Source organism: Vibrio sp. D173a, assembly GCF_030248475.1.
Map to the genome: position 1 here is coordinate 1 of NZ_JAHGAH010001145.1, position 1,133 is coordinate 1,133.

At 48.2% G+C, this 1,133-nt stretch carries 1 protein-coding gene and 1 pseudogene; both read left to right on the forward strand.

Features of this window, described 5'->3' with window-relative positions:
- Positions 1-796, forward strand: a 796-nt coding sequence (locus tag KIV40_RS31905; protein WP_285353338.1) for a flagellar basal body rod C-terminal domain-containing protein, incomplete at its 5' end; no start/stop codon positions are given.
- A 12-nt stretch (positions 797-808) separates the two neighbouring features.
- Positions 809-1,133 (forward strand): annotated as a pseudogene (locus tag KIV40_RS31910) (flagellar biosynthesis protein FlgL); the annotation flags it as partial.

Consider the following 1,133-nt stretch of genomic DNA (forward strand, 5'->3'; position numbering starts at 1 on the left):
CGGACTAAAGTACGACGGCAGCGACTATGTGGTGACTAAGCCGAGTGGCGAAACCATAAAAGTCAGCACCGATTCCAGCGGCAGTGCCTTTTACCTTGATGGCATGCGTGTAGAAATCCGCAACCCACCAGAGCTCGGTGAGAAGATCTTGCTGCGTCCAACGCGCAACTTTGCCGCTCAGATGCAGATGGAAAGTAATGATCCGAAAGACATTGCCGCGCAGAGTTATGAAGCCTCTACCACTTTTGCTCAAGGTGATCAGGAGTTTAAAATTCTTCAAGCTGGTGACCTGCGCGAATTTGAAGTCATTGTCTCGCCTCGTGGTGAGCAGTTCGCGGTGACCGATACCAAAGGCAACGTGTTGATGCAGCCTCAGCCGTATCCACCTTCTGGCCCGATAACCGTTCAGGGAACAACCTTTGAATTAACCGCAGGCGCGATTGCTAACGACAAATTCACGGCAAACCTTGTCCCATCAGAGGGTGATAACGGCAACCTGCGAAAACTGCAGGATATTCAAACTAATAAGTCTTTGGATGAAGGTGAGTCGACTCTGCTTGATACCTATCACAACCTGAATACCAATACAGGTTTGAAGGCGTCGACCGCTAATCGTCTTAGTGAGATTGCGACGTTAGAAAAGCAGTCAGCACAAGAACGAATTGCTTCTATATCTGGGGTGAATCTAGATGAAGAAGCGGCAAACATGATGAAGTTTCAGCAAGCCTATATGGCATCGTCGCGCATTATGCAGGCGGCAAACGAAACCTTCGATACTATTCTGGCGCTAAGGTAGTAGGGGGAAACCATGTTAAATCGCATCTCTAGTTTTCATAACTACCAGTCGGTTCAAAACGACCTGCGTCGCCAAGAGAATAAGGTTCACCATAACCAAGCTCAGTTGGCGTCGGGTAAAAAATTACAGTCACCGAGTGATGACCCACTCGCGACTCACTATCTACAAAATATTGGCCAGCAATCTGAGCAACTTAAACAGTATGTTAACGCCATCACCTTGGTGAGAAACCGTTTGGAGCATCACGAAGTGCTGATCTCCAACTCGGAAGGTTTTGCTGATGAAGCGAAACGTACCGTAATGGAGATGATTAACGGTGCGTTGTCGCCTGAAGACC